The following is a 23,576-nucleotide window of genomic DNA, read 5'->3' as shown; positions in this document are numbered from 1 at the left end:
CCCCCGGCCTCCCGGCCGACAGGGGTCCCGGGCCGAGTGCGTGCGGTGGAGGGGGCCCGCGCATGAAGCGGTTGCTCATCGTGGACGACGAGTTCGCCATCGTGGAGGCGCTCGAGGACATCCTGTCCCTCGAAGGCTACGACATCGTCACCGCCTACAACGGCGACGAGGGTCTCCAGCGGCTCATGACCTCCAAGCCGGACCTGGTGCTGTTGGATTTGATGATGCCGGTGATGGACGGCGGAGAGCTGCTGCGCCGCATCCGCGCCCATCCGGACCTGTGCGACCTGCCCGTGGTGGTGATGAGCGCGGGCCGCCTCACGGACGAGGAGCGCCGCGCCAGCTCCCACTTCCTCGCCAAGCCCTTCGAGCTGGACGACCTGCTGGGCACCATCGCGAAGCAGCTGCCCGCGGACGGGGCCCTCGCCTGAGGGCTGCGATTAGCCCGGCGTCGCGCGGAAGAGGACGTCGCGGTAGTACTGCAGCTCGCTGATGCTGGAGCGCAGGTCCGCGAGCGCGGTGTGCCCGCTGGGCGGCTTGCGCGGCTCCACCAGCGCCGGGTACCAGGCGCGCGTAATCACCTTGAGGCTCGTCACGTCCACCATGCGGTAGTGCAGGTAGCGGTCCACCATGGGCATGTGGTCGATGAGGAAGCGCCGGTCCGTGTGGATGGAGTTGCCCGCGAGGATGCCCTCGCCCAGGTCGCAGTAGTCCGCGATGAAGGACGTCACCTCGCGCTCCACCACGCGCAGGGACGACGTGGACGCGCGCACCTTCTCCAGCAGGCCGTTCTTCGTGTGCATCTCGCGCACGACGGGCTCCATGCGCTGGAGCATCTCCTCCGGCTGCCAGACGACCCGCTCGAACTCGCCCATGGGGCGCAGGTCCGGGCCGGTGACGATGATGCCCACCTCGATGATGCCGCAGGTATTGGGGTCCAGCCCGGTCATCTCCAGGTCGAGCCATACAAAGCGGATGTCACGGGAAGCCATGTCCGGAAGGGTCCTGGTCGCGAAGAGGAAGACGCCCCCTATAGCAGCCCGGAGCCCCGGCGCACCCCCTCCGTGGACGAATCGTCCCGCCGCGCCCGCCTGCCTCCCTAGAAGTCCACCAGCGCCTCGGCGGTCCACACGCCCTCCGGCCCTTGGCGCACGGACACCTGGGTGAGCGACGCGCCCGTCAGCGCCACGTGGGTGCCATGGCGCGCCTGTCCCGCGCGCTCGCCGAAGCCGTGGCCGAAGAGGTTCAGCCCGTCCAGCCGCACCACGAAGCACTGGAAGCGCAGGCGCCGTCCGGCCATCGCGCCCACCACCGCCCGCAGCCAGTCCGCGAGCAGCTGGTCATGGTCCGAGGACTGGCAGTCCACCTCCAGCTCCTCGTGCGCCTCCACGCTGCGCGGGTCCGTCACCAACGCGCAGAGTCCCAGCGCCGCCATCTCGAAGGCCTGCTCCATGGAGCGGCCCACGCCCCGCACCCCAAGCAGCTCCTCGCGCGTGAAGTGCTCCCAGTGCGTCCGGGGCCTGCTGTCATCCGCATGCACGGTTTCCACATCCATACGCCCTCCTCATGTCCTCGTCGTCATCCGCTTTGCGTTCCCGAAAGCCCGTCAGAACCACCACCCGCCCGCCACGTCCGGAGCCACGCCCTGCGGCCGGGCGGGGCTGGCCTCCCGGGCGCGCGTGAGCCAGCGCCGCAGCTCGTCCTGGGTGAGCGCGGGGAAGGTGTCGTAGGCCTCGGAGACCTCGCGCAGCGCGGGGTCCAGCGTCAGCGCGTGCACCGCGTCCGCGCGGCCCCGGACGAGCTCCAGCGCGCGCGGTGTCGCCACGCCCACCGCCACGATGCGCCGGCGCACGCCCTGCTGCTTCAGCGCCAGGAGCGCCGCGGTCACGGTGGCGCCCGTCACCATCCCGTCATCCACCAGCAGCGCCGTGCAGCCGCGGATCCGCGGCGTGAGGCCGCCTCGCAGCTGCCGGGCCTGATGCTCCACGTCGTCCACCTCCTCGTGCACGAAGCGCTGGAGCGTCTCCCCGGGCAGCTTCGCCTGGCTTGCGGCCTGGGGGTCCAGGTACAGCCCGCCGCCTTCCGTCACCGCGCCCAGCATGAGGCGGCCCCCCGGCACGCGCAGCCGCCGCGCCACCCACAGGTCCAGGGGAGCCCTCAGTGCCCGGGCCACCTCGTACGCCACGCGCAGCCCGCCGCGCGTCAGCCCCAGGACGCACACGTCCCCGGAGCGGTAGGGCGCCAACACCCCCGCGAGCTTCTGCCCCGCCTCCGCCCTGTCCCGGAAACGCATCGGTCTGCCTCCACCCCCGGAAGGTGCTCTTCCCTTCGGAGTGTGTCGGCGGAGGCACGTTCAGTGGCTCTCCTGGCGGCATGCCCGGGGGGCCAGGGCACCGCGAGCACCTCCCGCGCTAGGGTGCGGCCCATGACGCCCATCGCCCTCGTCGTCGGCAGTGCCAGTCCCCACCTCGGCCGTGCGCTCGCCCAGGCGTTCGGCGCGGAGCCGGTGGGGGTGAAGCGGGAGCGCTTCCCGGATGGAGAACTGCACATCGAGGTGCCCCCGGAGGAGGTGCGCGGCCGCCGCGTCGTCATCCTCCAGTCCTCCACCCCACCCGTGGGCGAGAACCTGATGGAGCTGCTGCTGCTCGCGGACGCGTGCTGGCGGGCGGGCGCGGCCTCGATGGAGGCGGTGATTCCCTACGTGGGCTACGCGCGCCAGGACCGGCGGGCCCGGCCGGGCGAGCCCCTGGGCGGCCGTCTGGTGGCGGACATGGTGTCCCATGGCCGCTTCACGCGCGTGTTCACCGTGGACCTGCACAACCCGGCGCTGGAGGGCTGCTTCGGCGCCCCGCTGGAGCACCTGTCCGCGCTGCCGCTGCTGGCGGACGCGCTGCGCCCCCACGTCACCGACACGACCGTGGTGGTGGCGCCGGACCTGGGCGCGGTGAAGCGGGCGGAGGCGCTGGCGAAGCTGCTCGGCCGTCCGTGGGCGGTGGTGCACAAGGCGCGGCTGAGCGGCAACGACGTGGAGACGCTGGGCCTCTTGGGCCAGGTGCGCGGCATGCGCCCCATCCTGGTGGACGACATGGTGTCCACCGGCGGCACGCTGGCGGCGGCGGCGAAGGAGCTGAAGGGCGAGGGCTGCGTGGACGACTTCATCCTCGCCACCACGCACGCCCTGCTGGTGGGCCCCGCGCTGGAGCGCCTGCACGGCGTGCCGGTGAAGCGGCTGGTCAGCACGGACAGTGTGGAGCACCGGCAGGACCTGCCCTTCCCCCACCAGGTGGTGACGCTGGCCCCGCTGCTCTTGCGCGCACTGCGGCCCGACGCGCGTTAGTCTGCCCGGCCATGTCCGACACGCTTCTGACGCAGCTCGACGCCGGGGTCTTCTCCGTCACCTTCAACCGGCCGGAGAAGAAGAACGCCTTCACCCACGCCATGTACGAGGCCGCCACCGCCGCCCTCCTGGAGGCGGACCGCCGCGACGACGTCCGGGTGGTCCTCCTGTCCGGCGCGGGCGGCGCGTTCACCGCGGGCAATGACATTGGCGACTTCCTGGAGCACCCGCCCACGGGCGAGGACAGCGCGGTGTTCCAGTACCTGCGCGCCCTGGCCGGCCTCTCCAAGCCCGTGCTGGCGGCGGTGGAGGGCGCGGCGGTGGGCATTGGCACCACCATGCTCCTGCACTGCGACTACGTGGTGGCCGGGGAGAAGACGCGCTTCAACATGCCCTTCGTCAACCTGGGCCTGTGCGCGGAAGGCGCCAGCAGCCTGCTGCTCCCGCGCATGGCGGGCTTCGCGCTGGCGTCGGAGCTGCTGCTGTTCGGCGACCCGTTCGACGCGGCCACCGCGCTGCGCGCCGGCATCATCAACAAGGCCGTCCCGGAGGCGCAGCTGAAGGAGGTCGCCACCGAGCGCGCCCGCGCCCTGGCCCAGCGTCCCGCCCAGGCCCTGAAGGTGACCAAGGCGCTCATCCGCGGCCCGCTGCGCGACCAGGTGGACGCCGCCCTCAAGCGCGAGGGCGCCGAGTTCGTCCAGCGCCTCGCCTCCGACGAAGCCAAGGAAGCCTTCATGTCCTTCATGTCGCGCGGCCGGAAGTAGGCCTTCCCGCCGCGACGCGTGCGGCACTCCCGGGTCCGCGTGCATGTCACGCGGACCCGGTGTCGTTTCAGGGACTGACTACCGCGGCGCGGGCGGCGCCTGCGGCGTCTTGGCCGGCTTGCCGGTCAGGAACGCCCCGATGCTCGCGCCCTGGGCCTCCTTCAGCGCGATGCACTGGTCCACGATTTCCAGCACCTGCCGCAGCACGCGCTCGGAGCCGGGCACCTTGTCCACGCGCGGCTCGAAGAGGGCGGCCACCTCCTGGCGCTTGCCCGCGTCGCAGTAGCCGGCGCCCATGTACGGCAGCCGCGAGCCCATGCCCTCCGGCAGCAGGCCCGGCTTGTCGTCGGTGCCCACCAGCGTGTCGAAGTTCGTCTTCAGGAACTCCACCGCGGTGTCGCGGGTGCGGGGGTCGCGGGACGCGCCCATCAGGAGCCACAGGTTCTCACGCATGTCCTGCTTCGGGTCGAGCAGCAGCTCCAGGTTCGCCTTCACCAGCTTCGGGTCGGTGACGTGGCTCAGGCCGCCCAGCAACTGCTGGCGCTGGTAGCGGCTCGTCTCACCGCGCAGGGCCTCCATCAGCTTCGTGTGCAGGGCCGCGTCCCCGTGCTCCACCGCGATGGCGAGCACCGCGCCCACGACGTCCGGCGCCACCGCCTTGCGGTCCTTGAGCCACTGCTCCGTCAGCGTGCGCGCTTCGGCGATGAGCTTCGGGTCGTCGCCCTCGTTGCCGGCGAGCTCCAGCAGGCGCGGACGCAAGAGGCGCAGGTCCTCGCTCTCACCGGCGCGCGGCTTGAAGCCCAGCTTGCGCGCGCGCGGTCCGAAGGTGTCGCGGACGTAGCGGGCGCGGTCCGCGTTCTGCGCCTCCGGGAGCAGCCGCGACGACACCAGGTCCATCAGCTCCAGGCCCGCCTCCAGCACCTGCCGGTCCGGGTCCTCCGCCACGCCGGTGAGCAGCGGCAGCGCGTCCGCCGCGGGCATGAGCCCCGCCTTCGCCAGCGCCAGCGAGTCACTCAGCAGCACCACCCGCTCCGCGCGCGACAGCTTCGACAGGCCGGACTTCATCAGCTTCGCGTGCGCATCACCCGCCAGGCGCATGCGGTAGTAGCCCGAGCCGTCCGCGTTGGGGAACACCCACGCCGGGCACGCCTTCGCCTCCGTCAGGGCGATCTCCGCCTTCTCCTCCGTCATCAGCGTGCACGCGGTGGCGTCCTTGCCCGCGCCCGGGTACTTCACGCACACCGGCACCTTCCACGACTGCGCCTCCGGGGCCTTGGAGCCCAGGCGCATGTAGCGCTGCTGGGTGAGGGCCACGCGCGGCTTGCCGCCGTCGCACAGCAGGGTCGCGGTGATGAAGGGCGCGCCCGTCTGGTCCAGGAAGCTGTTCATCACCTGGGACACGTCCTTGCCGGACTCGGCGGACAGCGCGTCCAGGAAGTCCTTCGCGGTGGCGTTCTTCCCCGCGTGCGCGCGGATGTAACGCTGGATGCCCTTCTGGAAGACGTCGCGGCCCAGCCACGTCTCCGCCATGGCCAGCACCGCGCTGCCCTTGCCGTAGGTGATGCCGTCGAAGGCGTTCTGGATGTCACCCGCGTTCTGGATGGGCTGGCGGATGAAGCGCGCGGCGACGAGGCTGTCCGCGTCCAGCGCGTCGTTGCGGGACTGCACGCGCTCGACCGGCGCATCCCACGTGGGCTGGTACGTCTCCACGATGCGCGGGGTCATCCACGAGGCGAAGGACTCGTTGAGCCACAGGTCGTCCCACCACGCCAGGGTGACCAGGTCGCCGAACCACTGGTGCGCCAGCTCGTGCACCTGCACGTTCGCGAACGCGCGCTGGCGCCACACGGCGTCCTCCTCCGGCTTCGCCAGCGCGAGGCGCGAGTTGAACGTCACGAGGCCCGGGTTCTCCATGGCGCCGCCCATCAGCGGCACCGCGAGCACGTCCAGCTTCTCGTACGCGTAGGGGATGCCGAAGTACGACTCCAGGCGCTCCAGGATTTCCGGCGTCACCTTCGCGGCCCACGCGCCTTCGCTCGCCCGGCCGCGCGGCGTGATGATGCGCGTCTTCACCTGCTTCTGCCCCGCGTCGCGCGCGGGCAGGAAGTCGAACGGGCCCACGCCGAAGGCGATGAGGTAGCTGGGCAGGGGCTGCGTGGGGGCGAAGCGGTAGATGTGCCAGCCGTCCGCGCCCTTCTCGTCCGCGAGCTGCGGCGTGTTGGTGACGGCCACGTTGCCTTCCGGCACGTGGAAGGTGAGCTGCCACGGCACCTTGAAGCCGGGCTCGTCGAAGGACGGGAAGGCGCGGCGCGCGCCCAGCGGCTCGAACTGCGTGTAGATATACCAGTCGCCGCCCTCGTTGACGCGGAAGGCGCCGGAGGTCTCACGCTCGGACGCGGTGCCCGTGTACGTGAGGTGCAGCTTCGCGCCGCCCACGGCCAGCGGCTTCGCCAGCGTCAGGCCGAGGAAGTCCTCGCCGGAGGAGGAGGCCTTGAGCGTCTGCGTGACGCCGCCCTGCTCCAGCGTGGCCTCCTTCACGATGAGGCCCTTGCCGTGCATCCAGATGACGTTCGTGGCCTTGGCCACCTCCAGCATGACGTCGACGGTGCCTTCGAAGGACTCCGCCTTCGGATCCATCTTCAAGACGATGGCGTACTTCGTGGGCCGCACGTCCTCAGGCAGCCGCAGCGTGGGAGGCATGGGCGCCGTGGCCGCCTGGATGGCGGGCGTTTCCACGGCACCGGGAGCGGGAGCGTTACCCTGTCGGGCACCGCATGCCGCAAGGAAGGTTGCGGTGGCCAGGGCCACCGGACGGAGCAGGTTGGGCATGGCCGCGCAGTGTGGACCAGAGCAGCCTGGCAAGGTAGCGACGAGCAAGCGGTGCGTGGCCTTGCTGTCAGGTCGTGTTCGCGATGGAGTGCGCCGCCGTGTCCGCTCCCCTTTCATCGCATCCGCTGCCATCGCAAACGAACACCCCTCCCGAGGGGAAAAGGCCGCCGGAGCACCTGCGCCGCATCATCGGCTCGCCGCCGGGCCCCCTCGTGGCGTTCCTGACGCGAGGCGTCTGGGCGTTGCTCACCGCGTTGTCACCGAAAGCGCGGGATGCGCTCGCACGCTTCGTGGCGAACCTGGCCTACACGCTGGGCATCCGCCGCAAGGTGGCGCTGGACAACCTGGCGCACGCCATGCCGGAGAAGAGTGAAGCCGAGCGCCACGACATCGCGCGGGGTGCGTACCTCACCATGGCGCGCGTGGTGGTGGAGTCGCTGCCTTCCGGCGACAGAATGACGCCGGACTGGGACCAGCAGGGCATCGAGGGCGAGGAGGCGTGGGCGGCGCTCAAGGCGCACGTGGCCACGGGCAAGGGCGCGCTGCTGGTGACGGCGCACTTCGGCAACTGGGAGCTGGTGGGCCAGATGTTGATCCGCTGGGGCATCCCGCTCAACGCGCTGGTGCGTCCGCTCAAGGGCGCGCTGAACACGCGCATCGCGGTGAACCGGCTGGGCGCGGGCGCGGGGCTCATCTATCCGAAGGGCGCGATTCAAGAGATTACGGAAGCGGTGAACCGCGGCGAGTCCGCGTACATGCTGCTGGACCAGGCGCTGCCCGCGAAGTCCGCGGTGTTCGTGCCCTTCTTCGGCCGGCTCGCGTCCACGACGCCCGCGATGGCGGTGGCCGCCGAACGCACGGGCGTGCCGGTGTTCGTGGTGATGGGCGTGCGGCCTCCGGGTCCTGGCGCGCGCTACAAGCTGGAGGTGGAGGGCCCCATCCTCCCGCCGCAACCTGGTGAGTGCGCGGACCCCATCACCGAGCACACCGCGCGAGTCACCGCGGCGATGGAGCGCGCCATCCGCCGGCACCCGGAGCAGTGGCTGTGGCTGCACCGCCGCTGGAAGGTGCAGCCCCCGGCGCTCGTGACGGCGCCGTCGCCCGGCCTCACCGAGGGCCCGCCGCGGAAGTAGCGCCGCGCTACTCCACGACGACGCGGCGCAGGTGCGCGCCCAGGCGTGTCACCAGCTCGTAGTGAATGGTCTGCGCCCAGCCGGACAGGGACTCGGCGGACACGGACTCTTCTCCATCGCGGCCCAGGAGCGTGGCCGTCACCGGGCGCTCATCGGTCGTGGCGCGCGTCACGTCCACCATCAGGTGGTTCATCATCACGCGGCCCAGCACCGCGCACCGCCGCCCGTTCACCAGCACATGCGCCTTGCCGGACGCGAGGCGCGGATAGCCGTCGTAGTAGCCCACCGGCAATACAGCGATACGCGTGGGCTCCGGGCAGCGGTACGTGCAGCCGTAGCCCACGTACGCGCCCGCCGGCAGCCACTTCACCACCTGGCTCTTGCACCGCCACGACAGCACCGGCTTGAGCACCGGCAGCTCGCCCAGCACCAGCCTCGCGGACAGCCGCGTCTCCGGCGAGGGCCACAGGCCGTACAGCGAGATGCCCACGCGCGCCGCCTCGAAGCGCGCCCGGGGCAGCACCAGCGCCGCGGCGCTCGCGGCGATGTGCCGCTGCAACGGCTTCGCGGGCTTCAGCTGCGCGGTCAGGTGCCCCAGCGCGGTCTCGAACGCGTCCAGCTGCGCCAGCGCGTACGCCTGCTCCGTCACGTCCTCCGTGTTGGCGAAGTGGCTGAGCACGCCCACCGGCTCGAATACGTCCGGCGCGTCCGCGAGGAACTGCGTCTCGCGAGGCAGCTGATCCAACGTGAAGCCCTCGCGGCCCAGGCCCGTGTCGATGTGCACGTGCACGCGCAGGGGGCGCGGCAGCTTCGCCGCGCGCAGGGCCGGCACCGCGTCCGCCCAGGAGCGGTCCGCCACCACCGCGTCGATGCCCTCGCGCGCCAGCACGACGGCCTCCTCCGGAGCCACGGCGCCCAGCACCACCACCTGCCGCGCGGGCAGGCCGTGCGCGGACTCGTGGGTGCGCACCGTGAGCGCGTCCTGCGGCGCGATGAAGTAGAGGACGTCCACGCCCTCGTGCACCAGCGGCAGCACCTGGGCCAGGCCGTGGCCGTAGGCGTTGCCCTTGAGCACCGCGCCCAGCGCTCGGGGTGTGGGGCCGGTGGACTCCAGCGCGCGGAACGCCGCCACGTTGTGCCTGAGGTGGGACGCGCTCACCTCCAGCCACGAGGAGTACACCGCGTCACCAGGCCCGACTCCGAGCCCCACACCGACTTCTTCCACGTTCACACCTCCGCACCAGCCCACGTCCCGGATGGCTCTACCAGCAAAGCGCAGGCCATGGGCGGCCGTGGCCGGAGGGCCACGGAGGGTGGGACGCCGGCTGGATGCCACTCGGGCGGACGAGAGTGGAGAGGGGGCGCCCCGCACGGCCAGGGGGGCGTGTTCGGGTGGACACGCGCGGCGCGGGAGCGTGTCCCGGGGGACACCTGACAGGTGGGAGCCTCTGCGCGACATGTCGGGTGACACGGCGGCGCGACAGGGGCCGGTGGTAGTGTCCTCCGCCGTGGCCGCACCTGAATTGCCCTTAGCCCAGGCTTTCATGACCGCCCGGGGAAAGACGGAGCCGGCAGGGGCCCTCTCTGTCCTCCAGGAGCGGCTGGCCCAGGCCCTGGACACAGCCCGGCAGTCCTGGCCGGACATCCCCCTGGAGGGTTCGCGCTTCGCGGCGCACCTGGCGCGGCTGGTGCCCGCGGACGGCCACGAGGACGCCTGGGGCAAGCTGCACATGGCGGACGTGTACCTGGCCCGGGCGGCGGCGGATGGCCTGCCCTCGGCGCTGGCCACGTTCGAGGAGCGCCTGATGCCGGAGGTGGACGCGGCGGTGGCGCGGCTGAGGCTGCCCCCGGCCGGGCTGGATGAAGTCCGTCAGGCGCTGCGGCAGCGGATGCTGGTGGGCAGCGCGGAGGCTCCGGCGCGGCTGGCGGCGTACCCAGGCACGGGGCCACTGGCGGGCTGGGTGCGCGCGGCGGCGCTGTGGCTGGCGCTGGACTGGCAGCGGCAGCGCTCGGGGCAGGCGCAGTCGGAGGACGGCGACCTGTCCATGCTGGTGGCGCCGGGGGACGATCCGGAGCTGGCGTACCTCAAGCAGACGTACCGCGCGGAGTTCAGCGCGTCGTTCCAGGCGGCGCTGGCGGCCCTGTCCGCGCGGCAGCGCAACTTCCTGCGGCTGAAGTACCTGGACGGGCTGGGCATCGACCAACTGGGAGCGTTGTACGGCGTGCACCGCTCCACGGCGGCGCGGTGGGTGGTGGGCGCGCAGGAGGAGCTGCTGGACGGGACGCGGCAGCGGCTGACGGAGCGGCTGCGGCTGACGCGCTCCCAGTTGGACAGCGTGCTGCGGCTCATCTCCAGCCAGCTGGACGTGAGCCTGAGCCGGCTGTTGCGCACGCCCTCCGAGTAACGCGGCGCGCGAGGCCCCGTCCCCCGGCGAGGCGCCCGAGAATCCCGGCAGGGCATTCTCGGCCAGTGCGTTAAAGAGAGGGGAGGATGCGAACGCTCTTCATCGGAGATGTGCACGGCTGTTCCAGTGAGCTGGACGCGCTCCTGAAGGCGTGTGACTGGCAGCCCGGCGACCGGGTGGTGCTGGTGGGCGACCTGGTGGCGAAGGGGCCGGACTCCGCGGGCGTGGTGCGGCGGGCGCGCGAGCACGGCTTCCACGCGGTGAAGGGCAATCACGACGCGCACGTGCTGCGCTGGCACGGCGGCTACGCGTCCAAGGGCAAGAAGCTCAAGCCGGAGCACCGGCAGGTGCTGGACACGCTGAGCGCCGCGGACTGGGCCTGGATGGAGCGGCTGCCCTCCTACTTGCGCTTCCCGGATTTGAACGCGCTGGCGGTGCACGCGGGGCTGGTGCCGGGGGTGCCGCTCGAGGAGCAGAAGGAAGAGTTCCTCTTCAACCTGCGCAGCATCGCGGCGGACGGGACGCCGTCGAAGCGGCTGGAGGCGGGCGAGCCGTGGGGCAGCCTGTGGCAGGGCCCGGAGCTGGTCATCTTCGGCCACGACGCCATGCGCGGCCTGCAGAAGCACCCCTTCGCGGTGGGCCTGGACTCCGGCTGCGTCTACGGCGGCAAGCTCACCGCGTACGTGTTGCCAGAGGGGAAGTTCTACTCCGTGCCCGCGGCCCGCGCGTACATGACGCTGTAGGCTTCAGGGTCGAGCGTCCTTCACCATCGACGACACGAGCTCGAACATCTTCGGCTCCAAGTGCGCCCCGGCTCGTCTTCCAGCGCTCCAACGCCACCGCCACGCGAAGTCGTAGCAGGGTGAGGCGCTTGATCCGGGATGGAGGAACTCCGTCCGGTCCCCACCATGTGGGCCACGAGTGTCTTCCGCTCGCACCCGGGGCTCTGCCATATTCCTTTGAGGTCATCTTTTTCCGGGTGGAGTTCAACATGGTCCGCACCTCGAGCCTCGTCAGCGCCCTGCTCCTCGTCAGCGCCTGCCAGAAGCCCCCGGAGGCCTCCCCGGCCGTGCCTGTCTCCGTGCCGATGGCCGCGCCGGTGAAGGTGGCGCCGTTCTCACTGTCGGTGCTTCAGGACGCGGCGCCGTCGGGCTGTACCTGGCTGCGGCTGGAGTCAGACGGCAGACGCAGGGCGCTCGTCACGGTGGACGCGGCGTGTGACGGGTTGCAGCTCGCGTGGAGCCCGGACGGCAAGCACGCGGCGGTGCGCGACCCGGCCGGCAGCGCGCGAGGGCCCGGGCGCGTGTGGACGGTGGACCTGACGTCCGGGCAGGGCTCGGCGCAGCTGCTGCCAGAGGAGGGGCTGACGGGCGCGGTGGGGTTCGATTCGGTGGGGCGGCTGGTGGCGTTGACCGCGCACACAGGCGAGCTGGTGCGGCGTGACGACGTCTTCCTCTTCGAGGGCCGTCGCATCCCCATCCCGGAGCTGGACGAGGGCGCGGGGCTCGCGCACGCGTACCGGCTGGATGCGGGGGCGTGGAAGCGCATCGAGACGGTGGCCACACGAGGTGACGCGGACGCGGTGTTCGCGCTCGCCACCACGGAGATGCTGGTGTCCTCCACGGTGGCCGGGGACCTGGACGCGCTGGTGGCGCAGGGATTGGACGAGGGCAGTCAGGACGCGGTCCGGCTCGACGCGGTGGTGCCGGACCGGGGGCACGACGTGTTCGGCGGCTGGGCTCGCGTGGAGTCGCGCGGCGGTCCCCTGTTCGCGTGGCAGACCGCGGGCGAGCAGACCGCGCTGATGATGCCGGTGCGCTGGGAAGCGGAGGACGGCCACCTGGGCGAACCCGAGGGACTCGCCCTGCCCGCCCGGAGCCCCGTGCGGGCGATGGCGCGCGGGGACCTGCTGATGCTCGCGGGCGAGACGCAGGCGCGGGTCTACGACCTGGGCTCGCGGCGCCTGGCGGCGTCCTTCGACGGCATCCGGAGCGCGCGCTTCTGGCCGGAGCCGAGCTCGCTGGTTCCGCACGGAGCCACGGCGGCGACCGGGCAGCGGTAGTCGCGCGAGCCGCGCCTCAGAACTGGCCCGTGCTCTTCAATGCCGCGAACATGATGGCGCCGTAGACGCCGCCGCAGAGGCAGCAGGAGAGCACTGGCACCAGGAGCGCGCCCGCGAGCGCCGTGCCCCAGCTGGTGCGGTGCAGCGTGCGGTAGGTGAAGGCGCGCAGGCCCATGGCCCAGAAGGGCGCGGCGTACACGGCGACGAAGGGAATCACGCCGACGATGTACGGCGCCTGGGAGATGGCGTGCGCGCGCAGGGTCACGGAGAAGCCGCGCTCCACGCCGCCCATGCGGAGGATGAGGTGGTCCAGGCCCGCGTTCGCCAGGGTCATGCCGGTGCTGAACACGGGCATGAGCACGGTCCAGGCCGCCATGACCACCGTCATCCACAGCTTCAAGTCCTTCGGATCCGCGCCGCTCTTCTCCGTCTCGGGGATGAACCCCAGGATGATGCCGATGAGCGCGGTGTAGACGATGCCCGTCGACAGGAAGCCGGCGATCGCCGACAGCATCACGAAGGTCATGGAGCTGCTCACGGGCGCGTCGGGGTTGACGCCCCGAAGGGTCTCCGTGGGCCGCATCAACATGCCGAAGCACGTCCGCCAGAACGCCTTGAGCGTCCCCAGCTCCGCGCGCTGGTCCCAGGGCAGCTGGCCCAGGGGTTCACGTTCGAGGCAGGTGGCGCAGACGGTGCCCTCCGGTCCCTGGCGCAGGCAGCGGGCACAGGCGAACGCGCCACAGCGTGGGCAGGTGGCCACGCCGAGCCACTCGGGGTGCACTGCGCAGACAGGGTCGGCGCCGCCGGGAGCCGGGGCCACAAGTAGCGAGGCCCCGCACCGCGCGCACGTTTCAGCGCCGGGGGTGAAGGGGGCCTGACAGGAGGGACAGGAAGGCGTCATCGCCGCGCATCCTCGCACGGCCCGGGGCCCGTCACGCACGCGGACAACGGAGCGAGCCCCCGGTCCACGGGCGCTACGGCTCCGGCGAGGACTCCGGATCCACCGGCACCGTGGGGGACGTGCTCCCAGTCTTGTCCTGCGATGGCGCGCTCCCCGCCGGAGCCACGACGCCCTGCGACTTCGGAGCTCGGGCCTCCTGCGCGGCCCGGACCTGCCGGGCTCGCTTCGCCTGGGCCAGCGCCGCCTTCGCCGCGCCCGCGTCGCCCAGACCCCGCTCGCGCTTCGCCAGCGCCTCCCACAGCTCCGGCGAGTCCGGATGCAGCGTCACCGCCGCTCGCAACAGACCCCTCGCCACCTTCGGCGACCGCGTGTCCAGCAGCCGCTTCAGGAAGCCCGAGGGCGACAGCACCAGCGACCCCTCCGGCGTCTCGAACGCCTCACGCACGTGGGGAATCGCCTCCTGCTCCCGGTCCGCCTCCAGCAACCCCACCGCCTCCGCCAGGTGCGCGTCCATCGACTCCGGTTGCAGCTCCGTCGCGCGCTCCAACCAGCGCATCCGGTCCACCGGCTTCCGCTTCGCGCGGTCCGCCAGCGTCAGCAGCTCATCCGTGTAGTCGGGCCGCACCGCGGGGGCGCGCACCGCCGCCTCCTTCAGCGACGGCCACAGCCGCTCCGGATCCTTCATCGCCTCCAGGCGCGAGCGCTTCAACGCTGGCACCTCCGCGCGCTTCCACCCCGCGACGAAGCGCGCCACGTCGCTCCGCACGGACGAACTGAAGCGCTCCGTCTCCGGACACTTCTGCGTCTCGCACGCCGCCAGGTAGTCCGCGAAGAAGCCCGCCGCCCCCTGGGTCCGATACGAGCGCAGCCGCTCCGCGCCCATCGCCCGCTCCACCGTGGCCGCCATGTGCGCGCCCACTCGGATGAAGAGCGACTCGGCGCGCGGCTCGTGCGCGCCGCGGATCCGCTCCATCGCGCCCCGGCCGTCCCGGGCAATCGCGCCCCGTTCGAAGAGCGAGGACACCTTCGCGAACGCCGCCGCCAGGTCCGGCTCCGGTGGCAGCGTGCCCGGCCCGCGCGTGGCCCAGTCGTGGTACGCGAGCCCGTAGCTCGCCAGCCGCCCCATGCCCTCGTAGACCACCGCGTCCACGGGGTCCGTGAAGTGGCCGCCCCGGCCCGGCGCGCCCTCGTCCAGCACCGTCTCCATCAACCGGATGGACAGCCTGCGCAGCCGCTTCGCCTCGTCCTCCACGTTCGTGGCGAGCGCGATGGCCGTGTCCTCCGCCGGCAGAAGCACCAGCAGCGTCGTCGTCTCCGGCTGCCCGCCCGCGTGCGCCACGATGTAGTGGCCCCGCAGCGGATAGGTCGCGAAGCCCATGCCGTAGTCGGTGATGTGCCCGTCGCGCGTCACCATCGTCGCCTGCATGCGGCCCATCGTCTCGCGCGTCACCAGCTTGTGGTCCAGCACCGCGCGAGCGAAGCCCAGCAGGTCCTCCACCGTCGCGCGCGTGCCTCCGCCACCGAAGCGGCTGGTGACGTCCAGGAAGCGCGATGGCTTCAGCGTGGCGCCCGAGACGCGGTAGCCCACCGCCTGCTGCGCGTCGCGCGTGCTGAGGTCATCCACGTCCGCGTGGCTCATGTTCGCGGGGCCGAAGACGTGGTCGCGCAGGTACTCGCGGTAGGGCTGGCCGGAGGCCGTCTCCACCGCCGCGCCCAGCAGGTTGAAGCCCCACGTCGTGTACAGGTAGCGCGTGCCCGGCTCCGACACGAGCGGCCGGTCCGCGAACAACCCGATGGCCTCCTTCGTCGTCACCGGCTTCGTGTTGTTGCCGGCGCGCGGGCTGTCGTAGGTGGGCACCCCGCCCAGGTGGCCCAGCAGCTGCCGCACCGTCACCGGCCACTGCTTCACCGGGTACTCGGGCACCAGCGTGTGGATGTCCGCGTCCAGGTCCAGCTTGCCCGCCTGCGCCAGCTGCATCACGGCCACCGCCGTGAAGGACTTGGTGATGGACGCCATGCGGTACGTGGTGCGCACCGTGGCCGGCAGCTTCTTCGCCATGTCGCGGTAGCCGTAGCCGTTCATCCACCGCTGGCCGCCCCGCATCACGCCCACGGACAGGCCCGCGGTGGGACCCTGCTTCAGGTCCGCGCGCACCAGCGCGTCCAGCGCGCGCTGCACCTCCGGTGAGAACCCGGAGTCCTTCGCGTCCGGCTCCGGCGCGACCTTCGCGCTGGACTCCGGCGGGGACGCGGGCTTCCCACCAGCCCCGGACGGCACGGGCGCGGGCACCTGCGCCACGGACGCGGGCTTCTCGGCGGACGCCTGCGCGAACGCGGGCCCTGCCTCCACCAACAAACACAGCGCGACGAAGAGCCGCTTCATGGCACCGCCTCCGCGGTCTGGCCGCTCGCACCGGTGTCCGATGCCTCTTCACGCGAGGTCGTGAGCGCCGGCGCCGGCACCGCGCCCTCGTTCACCCAGCCCGCGAGCAGCGCATCCGAGACCAGCTGCCCCAGCAGGTCCAGCCCATGACCGCGCGGATGCACCAGGTCCTCGTGCATGAACCCCGCCTGGTTGAACCGCGCGAGCGAACCCGCGCCGCCCATCGCCGTGTAGAGGTCGAAGAAGCCGCAGCCCTCGGCGAGCGCCACCTCGCGCTCGACCTGGATGGCGGCCTCCAGGAACGGCCGCTGCGTCAGCGGCTTGCCCTTCGCGTGCGCGTCCTGCACCGCGTCCATGGGGCCCACCACCAGGCACGCGCTGCCCGGCGCGGCGGCGCGGGTGCGGCGCAGCAGCGCGGTCAGGTCCTGGCGCACGGTGGGCAGGTCCGTGCGCTTCCACTCCAGGCGCTTGGACTCATTGCCGCCCAGGAAGAAGAGCAGCAGCTTCGGGTCGCGCTGCGAAAGCTGCGCCTTCAGCGCGTCCTCCTCCAGCCGGCCATACAGCGTCGCATCCGCGGACGGCACGCCCAACATGTCCAGCACGATGCCGGACGCGTCCTTCTGGAGCACCACACCCTGCACGATGGCGCCCTTGCCTTCCGCGGTGACGTCCAGCCACTTCGCGCCCGCGGGCAGGTCGAAGGACGTGGTGCGGCTGGCCCCGTCCTCCTGGGGCTCCGTGCGCGTCAGCACCGTGCCGTCCACGGAGACGACGAGGCGGCCCGCGCCCTTCACATCCATCCACCACAGCGTCCCGCGCGGCTCGCCCTCCAGCTTGAAGCGGCCCCGGGCGCGGTTCTCGGTGGCCAGGTGGTACACGCCGGTGATGCCAAACGGGTGCGGCGGCGCCTTCAGCTCGCCCAGCGTGCGCGGCTCCCAGCCGTTGCTCACGGCGGCCGTGCGCCCTCGTCCGCCGTAGGGAGCCATGCGGTCCACCAGCAGCACACCCCGGCCCGCGCCGCCGAAGCCCGCCGCGAACTCCTCGCGGACCACGTCCACGATGCGGTCCCCCGCGATGAGCGAATTGCCGAACGCGGCGATGACGGTGGGCGTCGTCCCCGGCGTCTGCACGAGCCCATCCAGCGCGGTGAAGAACGGCGTCAGCGCGGACCGAGCGCAGCCTGCGTCATCCTTCTCCAGACAGGGGTCCTCCAACGTGCCGCCTGGAGCCTGAAGCCGCGTGGCCAGCGCATGCAGGCGTCCGGCGCGCTCGGTGGTGGGCGGCAGCGCGCGAAACGAGGAGCGCGCCGTCGGCCGCGCCTTGCCTGGCGCCTGCGCGGGCAGGTTCGCGGAAGCAGGCACGACCTGCGAAGACCCCGCGCCCGTCGCCGCGGACTCGGGGCTCGCGGCAGGTTGCCCCTCCACGGATGCGGGCCTCGTGGCATTCACCTCCGGCGGCGGCACGGAGTCCGTCGCGGGATTCGTCGTCAGGGGGAAACGGTGAGGAGGTGTGCGGGACTCGCACCCGGGGAGCAGAGCCCCCGCCAGGACAGCGAGCAACCCCGCCCGCCGGAGCCCGCGCGAAACATCGAGAACCGTCATGTGGCCCGCGAGCGTAGACGAAAGCCCTGGGCCACGCATGTTCTGGACCCCACGCTCGGCCGCCTCGCGAGCCGCCCCGGCGTGGCATCCCGGACATCGCATCCGTCCTGGACCGCACGTCCGGTCCAGGCTTCCCCGGGGAAGAACCGGTTTCCCGCACCCCAGCACGAATGCAAGGTCCGGACGCGAACATGGTCCCTTCACATGGTGCGGCGCGTCCCCAAATTATCCGCCGCGAATATGGCGAAGAACCGGCTCACAACGTGGACGAAGCTCCACCGGCGATTTGGCGAGCATGTGCGCCGCATGCGCAACAGCCGCTCGCTCACGCAGGAATCGCTCGCCGAACGCAGTGACCTGTCGGTGGATGCCATCCGCCGCATCGAGCGCGGTGCGTTCTCTCCGTCGCTCGACACGCTGGGCAAATTGTCCGTGGGGCTGGACGTGTCCCTCAAGACGCTCTTCCACTCCTTCGACATGGAGCGCACCGACGGCGTGGCGGAGATCTGCGACTTCCTCGCGTGCCGCTCCGGCTCCGAGCTGAAGCTCGCCTGGCGCGTGCTCCAGGCCATGTTCGACGAGCACTGAAGCGCGGCCCCGCTACCAGTCGCACCCGGCAGATGTTCCCTGTCACCGCAGGCGTGTTTGCCCTATGCGTCGGGCCCCATGAGCCGCGCGCCCCCCACCCTCCTCCTCGTCGAGGACGACAGAGACCTGCGCGACGCGCTCGTGGAGATCCTCCTCGCCGAAGGGCACACCGTCGCCGCCGCGGAGAACGGTGACGAGGCCCTCGCGTGGCTGGAAGCGCACCCGTGCCCCGCGCTGGTGCTGGTGGACATGTGGACGCCGCGCAAGGACAGCTGGCGGCTCCTGGACGCGCTGCACCGGGAGCCCCGCTTCGCGGACCTCCCCGTCATGGCCATCAGCTCCAGCGAGGAGCGCCACCCCGCCATCCGCGAGGTGCTCTCCAAGCCCTTCGACCGCGAAGCCCTGCTCGCCGGGGTGCGCCGCTTCGTGCACCCGCTGCACTGAAGGCCTTCAGCCGCCGGTCGTCCGCTGCCCCAGCTTGCCCACCACGGCCGGGTCCAGACGGAACGAATCGAAGAAGCGGTCCGCGTCCTGGGGCGCGCGTCCCTCCGGGTGCAGCAGGAGCTGCTGGTACAGGCGCGGGCCCACCATGAAGAAGCGGCCCCGCAGGCGGCGCGGACCGGACAGTCCCCCCACCTCCTGGCCCGGGAAGCCGCCCTCCATCTCCAGCGTCTTCGCGGTGATGGCCGTCGCACCCAGCGCCTCCAGCGCGCCCTGGCTGGCCCGGTCCACCACGTCGCGCGGGCTCACCTGCGCCACCGCCGCGAGCGGGAAGTCCGTATAGGAGACGTAGTAGGCGGTGTCCTCCTGCGTGCGCGCGGCGATGAACGTGTGCAGCGTCACCTCGCCCACGTCCGTGGGCTGCACGCGCCGCTCCTCGGTGACGGGGCCGGGGAACGTCACGCTGAAGCCACCCTCCTGCGACTGGACGACGGAGGACGGCGCCTCCCTCACGGGCTCGGCGGGGGACACGGGGGGCTCGGTCTGCGTGCGCCCCGCGCACCCTCCCAGCACCAGCAGGGCGGCCAGCGGCACGGCCCGGTAGGAATGCTTCATCATCCAGACGGCTCCTGACATGGGGCCGCAAGGTACGCCCTGCCCCGCCGGAGTGCATCCCTCCGCTTCAACCGGGCCCGCTTCAGGCAACGGTTTCCCCGGCCTTCAGTGCACCGCGCCGGAGTCCTCGCCAGAATCCTCCTTGGCGGGCTCCTCCTCATCGGAGGGTGCGGGCAGCCTCGGCGGGCCGGCGGACACCCGGGCCAGGTGGACGCGGAACACGGAGCCCTGGCCGGGCTGGCTCTCCACCTCGATGCGGCCGCCGTGCGCCTCGATGATCCGCCGCGACACCGACAGTCCCAGTCCCACTCCTGGTGCGCGCTGCTTCGCGTTGCCCGCGCGCTGGAACGGGATGAAGAGGCCCTGGAGCTCCTCCGGCGACATGCCGATGCCCTGGTCCGCCACGGCCAGCACCACGTGGTCGCCATCCCCGCGCACGGCCACCTCCACGCGGCTGCCGGAAGGGGAGTACTTGAGCGCGTTGCTCACCAGGTTGTTCAGCACCTGCTCCAACCGGGAGGGGTCCGCGCGCACCAGCACCGCGGCGTCCGGCACCACCAGCTCCAGCGTGTGTCCGGACTCGCTGGACTGGTACAGCTCCACCACGGAGCGCGCCAGCTCGCGCGTGTCGCGCACCTCTGGCTGGAGCTCCAGCTTGCCGGCCTCGATGCGGGTCGCGTCCAGCAGGTCCCCCACCATCCGGTCCAGGCGCGCCACCTGCCTTCGCACCAGCGACAGCGTGCGCTGCATCCGCTCCGGGGTGACCTCTCCGCGGTTCGTCAGCGCCGTGGACAGCTTCAGCGCGGACAGGGGGTTGCGCAGGTCGTGCGCCACGCCCGCCAGGAACGCCAGCTGCTGCTCCTGCTGGTGGGTCAGGCTGTCCGCCATCTCGTTGAAGGTGCGGGCCATGTCGCGGATCTCCAACGGGCCCTCCTCGGGCGCGCGCAGGTGCCGCCCGCCCCGGCCGAAGCCGGCCATCGCGCTGCGCAGCTCCGTCACCGGGCGCAGCGCGAAGCGCCTCAGCCAGAAGACCACCAGGCCCAGCGTCGCCAGGAGCAGCAGGCCCAGCAGCAGCCCCAGCACGTCGGCCGTCTCGCTCCAGTGCGCCGCGCTCTGCCGGGCCGTCTGCGCCTGGTCCACGTTGATCTCGATGAGGCGCTCCAGCGAGCGCAGCGCCGCGTCCAGCGAGGACATCGCCGACGTGTCGTGCTGGGCCTGGGTCATCCCCGGACCGAGCGGCGCATGCTGCGCGGACAGGTAGGCGAAGACCTGCTGCTGCACCTCCGCCACCGTCTGGCGCTCCTCCTGGGTGGACGCGATGGCGTGCATCTCCAGCAGCTGGCGGCGCAGGTCGGCCTCCAGCTGGGGTGGCGAGCGCCCGCGCGACGGGTCCGCCACCATGGGAGAACCCGGCGACGTCAGCAGGCGCGAGTGGACGAGCAGGTCCACCTCCAGCTCCTCGGCCTGCCGGACGCCTTCCACGGATTCACTCAGCGTGGAAGCCATGCGCTCCAGCGCGGTCGTCAGCACCACGAGCAGGGTGGCGGACACCACGGTGAGCAGGACCAACCCACCCACCACGGTGGAAAAAAACGCGCGCAGGCTCATCGCCGCCTCCTCGCGAACCGCCCGCCGGAGTCCCGCTTCGTCATGGTCGCGCATCCTCCCTCCGGGCCGCGCCAACCCAGGTGGTCGCCGACCTCTTCCCAAGGAAAGCAACAAGCGTCCGATATCGTGGATTCGCGCACGGGATGCTGGCAGGCCGCCCCCGGACCCCCTGACGTGGCCCGCAAAAGGAGCCGGCCTCCCGAGGCCCGGCCATGTTAGTCAGCACGGACACGCGGCCCGATGCGCACCCGGCGTTCGGGCGCCCGCTCTTCTCGATGAGGTCACCCGATGGATCTGCTCGCCCCACCGGCCCGCACCCTGAACTTCGATGCCTTCTGGCGCTGGCTCCAGGAGCACACCAACTGCATCCTGCGGTGTGGCTCCCCCGACATGACGCTGTTCGACCATGACGACTTCCACTGGATGCTGATGGAAGAGGAGCGCCAGCACGTCCTCCAGCTCATCAAGGGCAAGTCCCTGGTGGGCGAGATGGTGATGGTGGGCCGCGAGGTCTCCGAGGTCTCCGTCTCCCCGGATCCGGACGCGGATCCGCAGGCGGGCCACTTCCTGGTGGAGCTGATGGGCGGCCCCAAGGAAGACCCTCAGGTGATGTACCACTTCGTCATGGCCCACGGCATCGAGCCGGCCGCCGGCCACCAGGGCTTCAAGCACTAGCGCGCGACGCGCTCGATGGCCTCCACCGCCGCGTGGACGCCGTTGAGCCAGTCCGAGGGGCGTGCGTCGTACCACCCCGGTCGCAGGAGCAGGGACGCGACCTTCGCCTCCAGCTCCACCACGTCCCCCACCCGCTCCGCCTCCGTCAGTCGCAGGGCCTGCCGGTCATAGAGCCGGGGCCAGGCCCAGGCCACCAGCGGAGTCCCGGTGGCCCGGGCCTCCTGCACGGTGTTGTAGCCGCCCGCCCCCACCAGCACGTCCACGCCCCGCATCACCGCGAGCGCCGGCCAGACCGTCAGCCCGGACGCGTGGTCCGTGGGGACAAGCCACATCACCGCCGCCTGTCCGGCCAGCAACGTACGCAGCCGGCTCACGGTCTCCCCGGCCTCCGCCACCTCCTCCGGGCGGCCACAGCCCATCACCGCGACCACGGGCCGCGAGTCCCCGCCATCCAGGCCCAGCCGCCGCCGGGCCTCCTCGCGAGACAGCAGCGCGTCCGCGTCCAACAGCAGCCACGGCGCCGTCCGCACCGCGCGCGGGTGGTGCGCGAAGGGCGCGTCCTCACCGGGCACGACGAGCAGGTCGAACGCGTCCACGGCGTGGGCCACGTCGAAGCCCTCCACGTAGACGGGGTTCAGGTCGCGGTGCACCAGCACGCGCGGCGCGCGCACCGTGGGCAGCAGCGCCACCAGCTCTCCTGCGAGTCCCCGGGGAAACGTATCCACCACCAGCACGTCCGGCGTGGACTCCGCGAGCCACGCGCCCACCGCCGCCACGGTGGCGGCCTTGTCCAGCCGCGAGTCCACGCGGTGCACGGTGGCGCCGGGGCCCAGCCACGACTCCAGGGGCAGGCCGGGGGCGAACGGGCTGTTGGTGAGGATGTCCACCTGGTGCCCGCGGGCCACGGCCACACGGGCCAGGGCCGCGGCGCGCGTCAGGTGCCCCAGACCTCCGCCGAGCGCGTAGAGGCGCCAGTGCTGATGTCGCGCGGCCATGCTCAGCTCCCGCCCATGTCCTCCTCGAAGGAGGCGTCGTCCTCGCGCCGGACGCTCTCGCCGTCGGCCTCGGTGAAGTCGTTGGGGTCGCTGCCCGAGGACGACGAGCCGGAGCCGCGCCACGCGTCGCGGCCGTAGTAGCCGTAGTCCTCGTAGTAGTAGCTGGGGTCGTCGTCGCGGGAGGTGTCCGACGGGTCGCGGTTCTCGTCGCCGTTGTCGGCGGCGCGCGCGCAGGCCACGCAGACCGCCTCCCCGCCGTCGAGGGTGCGCATGTGCATCAGGCAGATGGGCTTCTGACAGCGCATGCACTGCGTGGTCGCCCCCCGCTCACACGGGTGGGAGAAGAGGAAGCCGGAGGTCTCCAGGCACTGCTCTGCGGAAGCGAAGGAAGGGGACATGGCTTGGAAGGCTCAGGGCGACGCGGGGTTCTGGATGCGGAAGAGCAGGGCCATGCGCAGGGGCAGGTCCAGCGAGTCGAAGCCCAGGCACGCGGCGGCCTCCGGTGACACCGGCTGCTTGGTGGCGAGCACCGTCTTGCCGGACGGGTCGCGCAGGGACAGCTTGCCGTCGCGCACCTTCACGTGGATCGCCTCCGCGCCGGAAGCGCCCTTCACGGACGCGCCGCCGCCGTCGGCGGTCACGCTGTAGAGCAGCATGCCCTGGTCATCCGTGAGCACCCACCCGGAGCCCTCGCGCGTCAGCGTGTAGCGCACCGCCGAGCGCGCGGCGTCCTTCACCTGGAACGCGTCCGGGCCGCCCGTGACGTAGGCCAGCACCGCGTCGTCCGGACCGGACACCTTGAGCTCGCCGCCCTTCCACTTGTAGCGGGCGACCTCCTTGTCCGCGCCGTCGACGAGCTTCGCGCCGTCGTCCTTGGACTTGAGCGAGAAGCGCTCGCGGTCGTCGCCATCCTTGAACTTGAGCTTGGCGCCCGCCTCATGCGGCTCGGCAGCGGCGGCGTTGGCGGGGATCGCCTGGGTGGGCTGAGCGCTGGAGGCGGGGGCACCGCCCTGCTGGCACGCCGAGGCTCCGAGCACTCCCAGACCCACGAGAAACAGGACACGAAGCTTCACGGCGTGGACCTCATCTTCCCGGGCTGACCCTGGGAGCTGGAGTGGTTGAGCACCTGGTAGAGGCTCAAGAGCATCATCGTCACGACGCGCGAGGCGTCATTCGGCGGGAGGACGATGAGCTCGCTGGGAGAGGTGGGCTTCGTCCTCCGCACCACCCAGTCCCGCC

23 protein-coding genes are annotated in these 23,576 nt (G+C 71.9%); 10 read left to right on the top strand and 13 right to left on the bottom strand.

Annotated elements, in window-relative coordinates:
- The first annotated feature begins 62 nt into the window (after nucleotides 1-62).
- A complete protein-coding gene (locus D7V77_RS26115; RefSeq protein ID WP_120579016.1) occupies nucleotides 63-431 on the top strand; it encodes a response regulator in 369 nt (122 codons plus the stop codon).
- A 9-nt stretch (nucleotides 432-440) separates the two neighbouring features.
- On the opposite strand, the gene orn is transcribed toward D7V77_RS26115, so the two are convergent.
- The 3 genes from orn to D7V77_RS26100 all read right to left on the bottom strand — a co-directional run bounded on the left by orn (nucleotide 441) and on the right by D7V77_RS26100 (nucleotide 2,293).
- Nucleotides 441-992, bottom strand: coding sequence for an oligoribonuclease (gene orn / locus D7V77_RS26110; protein WP_120579015.1), 552 nt, complete (start codon nucleotides 990-992; stop codon nucleotides 441-443).
- Nucleotides 993-1,099: 107 nt separating this feature from the next.
- Nucleotides 1,100-1,555 (bottom strand): archease, encoded by a 456-nt coding sequence (locus D7V77_RS26105; protein ID WP_120579014.1) that lies wholly within the window; start codon nucleotides 1,553-1,555, stop codon nucleotides 1,100-1,102.
- Nucleotides 1,556-1,606: 51 nt separating this feature from the next.
- Nucleotides 1,607-2,293, bottom strand: coding sequence for a phosphoribosyltransferase (locus D7V77_RS26100; RefSeq protein WP_120579013.1), 687 nt, complete (start codon nucleotides 2,291-2,293; stop codon nucleotides 1,607-1,609).
- Nucleotides 2,294-2,416: 123 nt separating this feature from the next.
- Between D7V77_RS26100 and D7V77_RS26095 the strand changes: the two genes are divergently transcribed.
- Both D7V77_RS26095 and D7V77_RS26090 read left to right on the top strand, forming a co-directional pair.
- The gene (locus tag D7V77_RS26095; protein ID WP_120579012.1) at nucleotides 2,417-3,337 is read left to right on the top strand and encodes a ribose-phosphate pyrophosphokinase; all 921 of its coding nucleotides are present in this window, start codon (nucleotides 2,417-2,419) and stop codon (nucleotides 3,335-3,337) included.
- An 11-nt stretch (nucleotides 3,338-3,348) separates the two neighbouring features.
- Nucleotides 3,349-4,101 (top strand): enoyl-CoA hydratase, encoded by a 753-nt coding sequence (locus D7V77_RS26090; RefSeq protein ID WP_120579011.1) that lies wholly within the window; start codon nucleotides 3,349-3,351, stop codon nucleotides 4,099-4,101.
- Nucleotides 4,102-4,179: 78 nt separating this feature from the next.
- Here the strand turns inward: D7V77_RS26090 and D7V77_RS26085 are convergent, their stop codons facing one another.
- Nucleotides 4,180-6,837, bottom strand: coding sequence for a M1 family metallopeptidase (locus tag D7V77_RS26085; protein ID WP_368666201.1), 2,658 nt, complete (start codon nucleotides 6,835-6,837; stop codon nucleotides 4,180-4,182).
- 176 nt (nucleotides 6,838-7,013) lie between these two features.
- On the opposite strand from D7V77_RS26085, the gene D7V77_RS26080 reads away from it, so the two are divergent.
- Nucleotides 7,014-8,063: a lysophospholipid acyltransferase family protein gene (locus D7V77_RS26080; RefSeq protein WP_120579018.1), complete on the top strand. Its 1,050-nt coding sequence runs from the start codon at nucleotides 7,014-7,016 to the stop codon at nucleotides 8,061-8,063.
- A 7-nt stretch (nucleotides 8,064-8,070) separates the two neighbouring features.
- Here D7V77_RS26080 and alr read toward each other — a convergent pair whose 3' ends face one another.
- On the bottom strand, nucleotides 8,071-9,288 hold the full coding sequence (gene alr, locus D7V77_RS26075; protein WP_169821113.1) for an alanine racemase: 1,218 nt from the start codon (nucleotides 9,286-9,288) through the stop codon (nucleotides 8,071-8,073).
- Between the two features lie 319 nt (nucleotides 9,289-9,607).
- Between alr and D7V77_RS26070 the strand changes: the two genes are divergently transcribed.
- From D7V77_RS26070 to D7V77_RS26060, 3 genes are all read left to right on the top strand, one after another.
- Complete coding sequence (locus tag D7V77_RS26070) at nucleotides 9,608-10,468, top strand: sigma-70 family RNA polymerase sigma factor (RefSeq protein ID WP_120579008.1); 861 nt, start codon at nucleotides 9,608-9,610, stop codon at nucleotides 10,466-10,468.
- 86 nt (nucleotides 10,469-10,554) lie between these two features.
- Complete coding sequence (locus tag D7V77_RS26065; protein ID WP_120579007.1) at nucleotides 10,555-11,211, top strand: metallophosphoesterase; 657 nt, start codon at nucleotides 10,555-10,557, stop codon at nucleotides 11,209-11,211.
- A gap of 248 nt (nucleotides 11,212-11,459) precedes the next feature.
- A complete protein-coding gene (locus D7V77_RS26060) occupies nucleotides 11,460-12,530 on the top strand; it encodes a hypothetical protein (RefSeq protein WP_126935289.1) in 1,071 nt (356 codons plus the stop codon).
- 16 nt (nucleotides 12,531-12,546) lie between these two features.
- Here D7V77_RS26060 and D7V77_RS26055 read toward each other — a convergent pair whose 3' ends face one another.
- The 3 genes from D7V77_RS26055 to D7V77_RS26045 all read right to left on the bottom strand — a co-directional run bounded on the left by D7V77_RS26055 (nucleotide 12,547) and on the right by D7V77_RS26045 (nucleotide 17,238).
- On the bottom strand, nucleotides 12,547-13,290 hold the full coding sequence (locus D7V77_RS26055) for a YIP1 family protein (protein WP_233597236.1): 744 nt from the start codon (nucleotides 13,288-13,290) through the stop codon (nucleotides 12,547-12,549).
- Nucleotides 13,291-13,504: 214 nt separating this feature from the next.
- Nucleotides 13,505-15,814, bottom strand: a complete 2,310-nt coding sequence (locus D7V77_RS26050; protein WP_120579004.1) for a serine hydrolase domain-containing protein — start codon at nucleotides 15,812-15,814, stop codon at nucleotides 13,505-13,507.
- Nucleotides 15,811-17,238, bottom strand: a complete 1,428-nt coding sequence (locus D7V77_RS26045; RefSeq protein WP_233597235.1) for a GDSL-type esterase/lipase family protein — start codon at nucleotides 17,236-17,238, stop codon at nucleotides 15,811-15,813. Before D7V77_RS26045 ends, D7V77_RS26050 begins: the two co-directional genes overlap by 4 nt.
- A gap of 483 nt (nucleotides 17,239-17,721) precedes the next feature.
- Between D7V77_RS26045 and D7V77_RS26040 the strand changes: the two genes are divergently transcribed.
- Both D7V77_RS26040 and D7V77_RS26035 read left to right on the top strand, forming a co-directional pair.
- Entirely contained in the window at nucleotides 17,722-18,003 is a 282-nt protein-coding gene (locus D7V77_RS26040) for a helix-turn-helix domain-containing protein (RefSeq protein WP_233597234.1), read from the top strand.
- Nucleotides 18,004-18,081: 78 nt separating this feature from the next.
- Entirely contained in the window at nucleotides 18,082-18,447 is a 366-nt protein-coding gene (locus D7V77_RS26035) for a response regulator (RefSeq protein WP_120579001.1), read from the top strand.
- A gap of 6 nt (nucleotides 18,448-18,453) precedes the next feature.
- On the opposite strand, the gene D7V77_RS26030 is transcribed toward D7V77_RS26035, so the two are convergent.
- The gene (locus D7V77_RS26030) at nucleotides 18,454-19,062 is read right to left on the bottom strand and encodes a hypothetical protein (RefSeq protein ID WP_233597233.1); all 609 of its coding nucleotides are present in this window, start codon (nucleotides 19,060-19,062) and stop codon (nucleotides 18,454-18,456) included.
- A gap of 102 nt (nucleotides 19,063-19,164) precedes the next feature.
- On the bottom strand, nucleotides 19,165-20,721 hold the full coding sequence (locus tag D7V77_RS26025; protein ID WP_367303446.1) for an ATP-binding protein: 1,557 nt from the start codon (nucleotides 20,719-20,721) through the stop codon (nucleotides 19,165-19,167).
- A gap of 234 nt (nucleotides 20,722-20,955) precedes the next feature.
- On the opposite strand from D7V77_RS26025, the gene D7V77_RS26020 reads away from it, so the two are divergent.
- Nucleotides 20,956-21,342 carry a serine/threonine protein kinase gene (locus D7V77_RS26020; protein WP_120578999.1) on the top strand — a complete coding sequence of 129 codons (387 nt, stop codon included), beginning with the start codon at nucleotides 20,956-20,958 and terminating at the stop codon, nucleotides 21,340-21,342.
- Here the strand turns inward: D7V77_RS26020 and D7V77_RS26015 are convergent.
- The 3 genes from D7V77_RS26015 to D7V77_RS26005 are packed head-to-tail and all read right to left on the bottom strand — an operon-like array spanning nucleotide 21,339 to nucleotide 23,410.
- Nucleotides 21,339-22,337 (bottom strand): hypothetical protein, encoded by a 999-nt coding sequence (locus D7V77_RS26015; RefSeq protein WP_120578998.1) that lies wholly within the window; start codon nucleotides 22,335-22,337, stop codon nucleotides 21,339-21,341. The genes D7V77_RS26020 and D7V77_RS26015 overlap by 4 nt on opposite strands.
- A 2-nt stretch (nucleotides 22,338-22,339) precedes the next feature.
- Nucleotides 22,340-22,735 (bottom strand): hypothetical protein, encoded by a 396-nt coding sequence (locus D7V77_RS26010; protein WP_120578997.1) that lies wholly within the window; start codon nucleotides 22,733-22,735, stop codon nucleotides 22,340-22,342.
- A gap of 12 nt (nucleotides 22,736-22,747) precedes the next feature.
- Entirely contained in the window at nucleotides 22,748-23,410 is a 663-nt protein-coding gene (locus D7V77_RS26005; RefSeq protein ID WP_120578996.1) for a hypothetical protein, read from the bottom strand.
- Nucleotides 23,411-23,576: the final 166 nt, after the last annotated feature.

The sequence above is a fragment of the Corallococcus sp. CA041A genome (assembly GCF_003612075.1).
Taxonomy (GTDB): Bacteria; Myxococcota; Myxococcia; order Myxococcales; family Myxococcaceae; genus Corallococcus; species Corallococcus exiguus.
This window is presented reverse-complemented; position numbering and strand designations above follow the sequence as displayed.